General features: G+C 59.4%; 5 protein-coding genes. All 5 read right to left on the bottom strand.

Going from position 1 to position 6,705, the window contains the following annotated elements; all coding sequences use genetic code 11:
- Window positions 1-359, bottom strand: a 359-nt coding sequence (locus EN857_RS33035; protein WP_189521683.1) for a B12-binding domain-containing protein, incomplete at its 3' end; no start/stop codon positions are given.
- 74 nt (window positions 360-433) lie between these two features.
- Window positions 434-1,957 carry a trimethylamine methyltransferase family protein gene (locus EN857_RS33030; protein WP_135859611.1) on the bottom strand — a complete coding sequence of 508 codons (1,524 nt, stop codon included), beginning with the start codon at window positions 1,955-1,957 and terminating at the stop codon, window positions 434-436.
- Between the two features lie 45 nt (window positions 1,958-2,002).
- The gene (locus EN857_RS33025) at window positions 2,003-2,998 is read right to left on the bottom strand and encodes a LysR substrate-binding domain-containing protein (RefSeq protein ID WP_245511367.1); all 996 of its coding nucleotides are present in this window, start codon (window positions 2,996-2,998) and stop codon (window positions 2,003-2,005) included.
- Between the two features lie 493 nt (window positions 2,999-3,491).
- Window positions 3,492-5,735: an FAD-dependent oxidoreductase gene (locus EN857_RS33020; RefSeq protein WP_135859612.1), complete on the bottom strand. Its 2,244-nt coding sequence runs from the start codon at window positions 5,733-5,735 to the stop codon at window positions 3,492-3,494.
- A gap of 29 nt (window positions 5,736-5,764) precedes the next feature.
- Window positions 5,765-6,705: aminomethyltransferase family protein (locus tag EN857_RS33015; RefSeq protein ID WP_135859613.1), on the bottom strand; the 941-nt coding region annotated here is incomplete at its 5' end.

The following is a 6,705-nucleotide window of genomic DNA, read 5'->3' as shown; positions in this document are numbered from 1 at the left end:
TTCTTGCCGATGTCGTGGATGTCGCCCTTGACGGTGCCGATCACCATCTTGCCCTGCTTGGGCGCGCCGGTGGCGGCGAGCAGCGGGCGAAGGATGGCCATGCCGGCCTTCATGGCGTTGGCCGACAACAGCACTTCCGGCACGAACAGGATGCCGTCGCGAAAATCCTCGCCGACGATGCGCATGCCTTCGACCAGCGCCTCGGTCAGCACCTTGTAAGGAACCCAGCCGCGCTCGAGAAGGATGTTGGTGCCTTCCTCGATCTCTTCCTTCAGCCCGTCATAAAGGTCGTCGTGCATCTGCTGCACGAGCTCGTCGTCGGAAAGCTCGGAAAGGATGATTTCATCTTCATCGGACATGAGGCATTTCCGCTATTGCTGTTGGATTTTTAGGCTGGCGAAATCAGGAAGCCGGACGTGTTTGCCACTCGACGTCAGGTTGCAATTTCGCGCTTGCGGCGCTCAACAAAAGCGTCAAGCTCCTCGCGTACCGCTTCATCAAGGGGGGGCTGTTCATACTCCGCAAGGATCTGTCGCGCCCTTTCCCGGGCTCGCTGAGCCAAGTCCTTTTCGCCGTTCGCCTTCCATTGCGGATAAGAGTCATAGTCGAACAGTTGAGGCATCATGAAGCTGTCTTCGAACACCTCAAGCGTGAACGGATCGCCGAGATAGTGGCCTTGCGGTTCGGTTCGTCTAACTGCTTCCATGGCAGCATCGAGCCGATCCAGGGACACTCCCCGGGCCAGGCGGTGGTAGAGCATAGATTGTTCGGCTTCGACGACGAGTTTGCCGTAACACGTCACAAGACCGCCTTCATCCCAGCCGCCCGCATGAAGCATAAGATTGGCGCCAGCTGTGATGCCCGTGAACATCGCCATAGCGCTTTCATATCCTGACTGCCCATCAAAAACTTTGGAACTGGCCTGCGCAGCGGTGGTGCGCCAGGGAAGCCCGTAGTGGCGGGCAATTTGACCGATGCCGTACTGGATCAGCGAAATCTCCGGTGTACCCGCCATTGGCGCACCGGACTTCATCGACGTCGAGACGGTGAACTGTCCGAGGACGCATTTGGTGCCCGGCTTGTAAAGCTGCATGTAGGCAATACCAGCCAGAGCTTCTGCCGACATTTGTGCAAGTGTAGCGGCGATGTCAGCAGGCGCATTGGCGGCAGCGAGGACAAAGGGGGACATCAGGCAGACCTGCCCGGCATCGGCATAGTTGCGCGCACATTGCAGCAGCACGTCGTCCCACATACGCGGAGACACGCAATTAATGTGATTGATCGTGACCGCGTTGTTGGCAACGAACTCATGGCCGTGAACGATCCGTGTCATCTCAAGAGAGTCGAGAACATAGTCAGGGATGTTCGGTACGCCGAAGAACGGCATGTCGGTGTAGATCAGCGTGCTCCGTACCCATTCGAGATGCCGATGGGGAACGGCGATATCCATAGCTTCCGCATGGAAGCCGCTACTGATTTGATAACAGGGCGACATCTGCACGATCTTGTTCAATGCGTGAACGTCGGCGAGTGTCGAGCTCCGACGCACGCCATCGAGGTCACGCACATAAGGCGCCCCCTGGGCCGGGCAGAACACAGCGTCGCGTCCGCCGAATTTCACGCGACGCTCCGGATTGCGGGATGCAAATTCCCAGCACTTTGGCGCCTTGGCGATTAGGTCAGCAATCATGTGTCGGTCTGGGAACACCAGATTGCCGCGCACTTTGGCTCCAGCGCGTTTCCAGTCTTCGATGGCTCGATCGCACCGGAACGCTATGCCGATTTCCTCGAGAACGGTCATCGCCGCGTTGTGAACGCGCGTGAAGTTCTCCTCGTCCAGGACTTCCGTGAAAGGCAGCGTGTTGGTCACATGCGGCAGGCGAATGGATGAGCGCTTCTCAATCCTGTCCGCCTTTCGCTTATCGCGCCCTTGCCGACGCCGCATCGCTTCAGACATAGCTCACACCCTTTCCTCTTTCCTCCGAAACGGAGACCCAACTGATCAACGTTGGTGGCCGTTCCTATCACTCGGAGCACTCTCGGTATCGCCCAAAAGGCTCATCAGGGCTTGAGTTTCCGGCCGGGGCATTTGCGAGCCGCGGCGCTTTGCTCCCGCCCCAAGCGAGAGAAGAGGCACCGATGATCGGGCCTGTTCGCGGACCCAGGCCTTAAGGGTTGCCGCGGCATTCGAGAGCCACTTCTTGCTATTCCATGCGAGACAGAAACCGACCGGGTCCCGCATGGACAAATCCGTGAACCGAGCGAGCTTACCCGCCCCGATTTGAGGACGCACCAGCGAGTCCCAACCCAGAGCCACCCCTTGATTTGCTTCAGCAGCGGTTAGGAGCAGAGCGTACTTGCCAAAACGCTTGCCACGTAGCCCTTCACAGGGCACCGAGACGGCCTGAAGGAAATCCTGCCACAGTGGCCAATCCGGACTGGTCCAATCCATGTGGAGGAGCGGTAATCGGGAAAGCTCCGATGCGGATACGCCTTGGTGCTCAAGAGCGAAATCTGTCCCGCACACAGGGTAGATCAAGTCTTCGAAGAGCGGTTCGACATTTTCGTTCGGCCAGGCGCCTGTCGCTGGCCGCACGAACAGGTCGACTTCGGCATTGCGAAAATCGCGGCTCTGTTCCGATATCAGGTGGTTAACCGTGATGTTTGGATAGCGTGTCCAGAAATCCACCATTCTCGGCATGAGCCAGAATGTTGCGAAGGCATCTGTGCACGCAAAGGTGACGCTCTCATCGCGCTTTCCCGCCTTGACCGCCTTTGTTGCGTCGGAACACCGCGAAAAAGCGGCTGCGATTTCGGAAAACAGGTCTTGTCCTGCCGGCGTAAGGTGCACCCCGTTTACCTCACGAACGAACAGCTTGACGCCGAGCTCGCCCTCTAGAGCCCTAATTTGACGGCTGATAGCCCCCGTCGTCACATTCATCTCGTCTGCCGCGCGTTTGAAACTTGCATGACGTGCGGTGGCTTCGAAGACGGCCAAAGTGTTCAGGGGCGGCAGCCCATAATATTTTCGAACTATCGTTTCCTCCCGTAACAACCAGGAAGCATAGGTCCTTGCGGCAGCCCTCCGCTGAACTTCCACCTGAGGCCAGGCAGCGTGCGCAGCGCCAAACTCATGTCCACTCGTGGCCGTCTATCGATGTCCCCCGTACCCCCTGTGGACTAGCTCCCAACGGACATGTCGCCATCCGGAGCAGGCGCCCCGAATTTGTGTGCTCTTGCCGGCTATCGTTGGCTGCGAGGTTCATCGTAATGTTCCTATTGCAGCTCAAATTTAGCGAGACCGGCACCGCGATCCCAGAGTGAAAAGTTCGTGTGCGCTATAGAACAGATCGATAGCAGGACCTCGTCGGTAGGCCCTATTCTAGGGAGTGCTCGACCGCAACAAATGCGCTGCTTGCGGTCGAAGTGGTGGCGCGCCGAATGTCACTCAGCAAGTACCCAGCCGGAACGCGCACTGGCTGCCACCAACCTCAAAACAGCAGAAACAGGTGGTGATCTCGGCGCTCTACCGTGTAGCAAGCCAAGCGACCGCATCCCGGAGGCGCATTGGAAGGGTCGCCTGTCTGCAAATCGAACTCCGCGAAATGAAGAGGACAAACGATCCTATCGCGCTCGATGAATCCTTCGGACAACGAAGCCTCCGCGTGCGGGCACCGATCGTTCACCGCAAAGTACCGCTGGTCGATCTGAACGATCGCGACAGCTCCCAGTTGATCGATCTCGAGCCGCCGTATTTCACCCTCCGGGAAAGCATCCACTGGGCCAATGTCAACGCCTTCGGCTGGCCCTTTCCGTTGAGCAGAAGACTTCGAGGACGCTTGGTATCTGGTCGGGGCTTCAACGTTACCCAACGCCAGCTGGGCTGCGAAACGATGGACCTCTTGTGATCGATTGATCCCGATCGCGAAACTGCCAAAGTCCCAGAAGGGCCGGCCGTCGCCTTCGTGCCGGACGACTTGGGCATTGGCATCGGGGAACCCTGCAATCTGGATCATCATGTCATACTGTGATGACCAGAACCTCGCTGGGGTTAATGGCTCAGCTGGAAGCGAAAGCAACGCTCGCGCGGCCGAGTACGGTTGTTCATTTGCGTTATGCCAGCTTTCAACGCAGATACCTTTCGGATACCCAGGTCGCTGTTGCCGTGCCACGTCGCCGACGGCGAAGATATCGGGATCCGAGGTGGCCCCGCTCTCGTCAGTCACCACTCCGCCAGCCACGTTGAGACCCGCCGCGCGAGCGAGGTGGTCGTTAGGACTAATGCCAATTGCCAGGACCAAATGCTCTGCTCTCTCGACTCCGCTGGCCGTTGTCACCTCAATGTGATCAGGCCTTTCCCTGAAGGTAGGTACCTCGCCCAATCTGAGTTTCACTCCTTCCGCGATATGTCGAGCAGCCACATAGTCGGCGACCTCACTCGGGACCATGCGTGCAAGCACTCTATTCTGCCGGCCGAAGAGCGTGACGTCGCACAGACGTTTGCGCGCCGCCGCCGCAATCTCAAGACCTAGCCAACCACTTCCGAGCACACAGAGGGTGCTCCCCGCCTGCAAAGATTGGTTCAGATTGGCAGCGTCTTCGATGGTGCGTATCACGTGGACGCGGCCGTGCCCCCGCTCGAGCCCGCGAAGCCGACGCGCTGATCCTCCCGTCGCGAGCACCAACCGGGCATACGGATGGCGTTCGCCATCTTGCGTTTCAATTTCGCGCGTCTGCCTGTGCACAGCAATGACCCGGCTGTTCAGGTTGAGATCGATTTTCAGTTCCTCGATCTTATCTGCCGTCAGAACATAGCTAGGGCCTATGGACCCGCCCTTTCCCTGGTCGCCGCCCTTGGACAAAGGTGGCCGCTCATACGGGGCGTGTCGCTCTTCTCCAAAGATCCGTATTGATTGAGTCGAGCCCAGATCACGAAGGGCCTTGGCTGTCATAGCTCCGGACTGCCCGGCGCCGACGATCACAATAGGGCGCTGCGGCTCCGGCGCGACCGGCGTGCTGACCGTGTCGCCGACCGCTATCCCAGCAGGTTCCAGCACCTCGCAATAGATGCCAAAGTTCTTCTCAAAATCTTGGATCAGCGCGCGAAGGACTGAACGGTCTTCGGGCACTCCCTGCTGCGCAAGAGTCGTGAAAGCGCATCGCCCACAGCGGACTGTTCCACGGAGCCGCAACGCACCGATCGAGAATTCCTTACCCAGTAAGCTGTCTTCCGGGCGTGCTCCCGCCAGGTCCGGCAAGTCTACAACGATATTAGGGCGGAAACGGCGAACGTCTATTTGGCTGTCGGGCAAACAAGCCTGGAGCGCGTCGAGAGACTGCCGGCTTAGCAAGTGGATGGGCTGCATAGCATACCGCGGTTTAGCTATGGCGTCTCCTACTTGACTCCCGTAGCGCTTCAATTCCATCCGCGTACCGAAGATCGCTTCCAGTTCATCCAACATCGATGGATCATCAAAGGCGCGCCAAAGGCGACCGTCGCTCGAAATCTGGATGATCCCTGTATCGCCAACACGTGCTGCCAACCGCGGCGCAATATTCCACTTCTTCGACGTTGGCGGGTTTACGATGTTGCTGCTGTTTGCCTCGAACAGCGCGTGGGTTCGGTCACCGGCAACCCCTGTTTTCATTATCATGGCGCGCACCAAGCTCTCCCCGGTGAGGGAGCTAACCGGATAACGCCAGATCTCGCGAACGGAACCGACTACAGTGATCATCGACCTGGTATCTCCATGCGACGAATTGCTTACATCCTCGTCCGCTCGGCCTTCGGATCATACATAGGTTTCAGCGATGCCTCCGCCGCGAAGCGCTCGCCGGCGATCTCCACCTCGTAGGACGAGGCAAGAACATCCGCCTCGCTCTCGCCCTTGCACGGGACGTAGCCCAGGCCGATCGCGCCGCCGAGATGGTGGCCGTAATTGCCCGAGGTGATCGGGCCGACGATCTTGCCGTCGCGCAGGATCGCCTCGTTGTGGAAGAGCAGGGGTTGCGGGTCCTTGAGACGGAACTGCAGCAGCCGGCGGTCCAGCCCGGCTTCCTTCTTCCGCAGCACGGCATCACGGCCGATGAAGTCGCCCTTGGCCGTCTTCACGGCGAAACCGAGGCCAGCTTCCAGCACATTGTCCTCGTCGGTGATGTCGTGGCCGAAATGGCGGAAGGCCTTCTCGATGCGGCAGGAATCAAGTGTGTGCAGGCCGCAAAGCTTCAGGCCGCCCTCCGCGCCGGCATCGGCGAGCGCCTCGAAGACGTGGGCTGCCTGCTCGGTCGAGACATAAAGCTCCCAGCCGAGCTCGCCGACATAGGTGACGCGGTGGGCGCGGGCCAGCCCCATGCCGATCTCGATCTCCTGAAAGGTGCCGAACGGATTGGCCTCATTGGAGAAGTCGTTGGGGCTCACCTTCTGGATCAGTTTTCGCGCTTCCGGCCCCATCAGGCAGAGCACGGCCTCGGCTGCCGTCACGTCAGTGACGACGACGAACTCGTCGGCGACATGCCTTCTCAGCCAGGCGAGGTCGCGCTGCAGCGTGGCGCCGGGCACGACGAGGAAATAGGCTGTGTCCGACAGGCGCGACACGGTGAGGTCGCTCTCGATGCCGCCCTTGGCGTTGAGCATCTGCGTGTAGACGATCTTGCCCGGCGCGACGTCCATGTCGTTGGCGCAGAGCCTTTGCAGGAAGGCACAGG

It is taken from the genome of Mesorhizobium sp. M4B.F.Ca.ET.214.01.1.1, assembly GCF_004791545.1.
Taxonomy (GTDB): Bacteria; Pseudomonadota; Alphaproteobacteria; order Rhizobiales; family Rhizobiaceae; genus Mesorhizobium; species Mesorhizobium abyssinicae.
The sequence above is the reverse complement of the archived record's forward strand: the minus strand, read 5'-3'. Positions and strand labels throughout refer to the sequence as shown.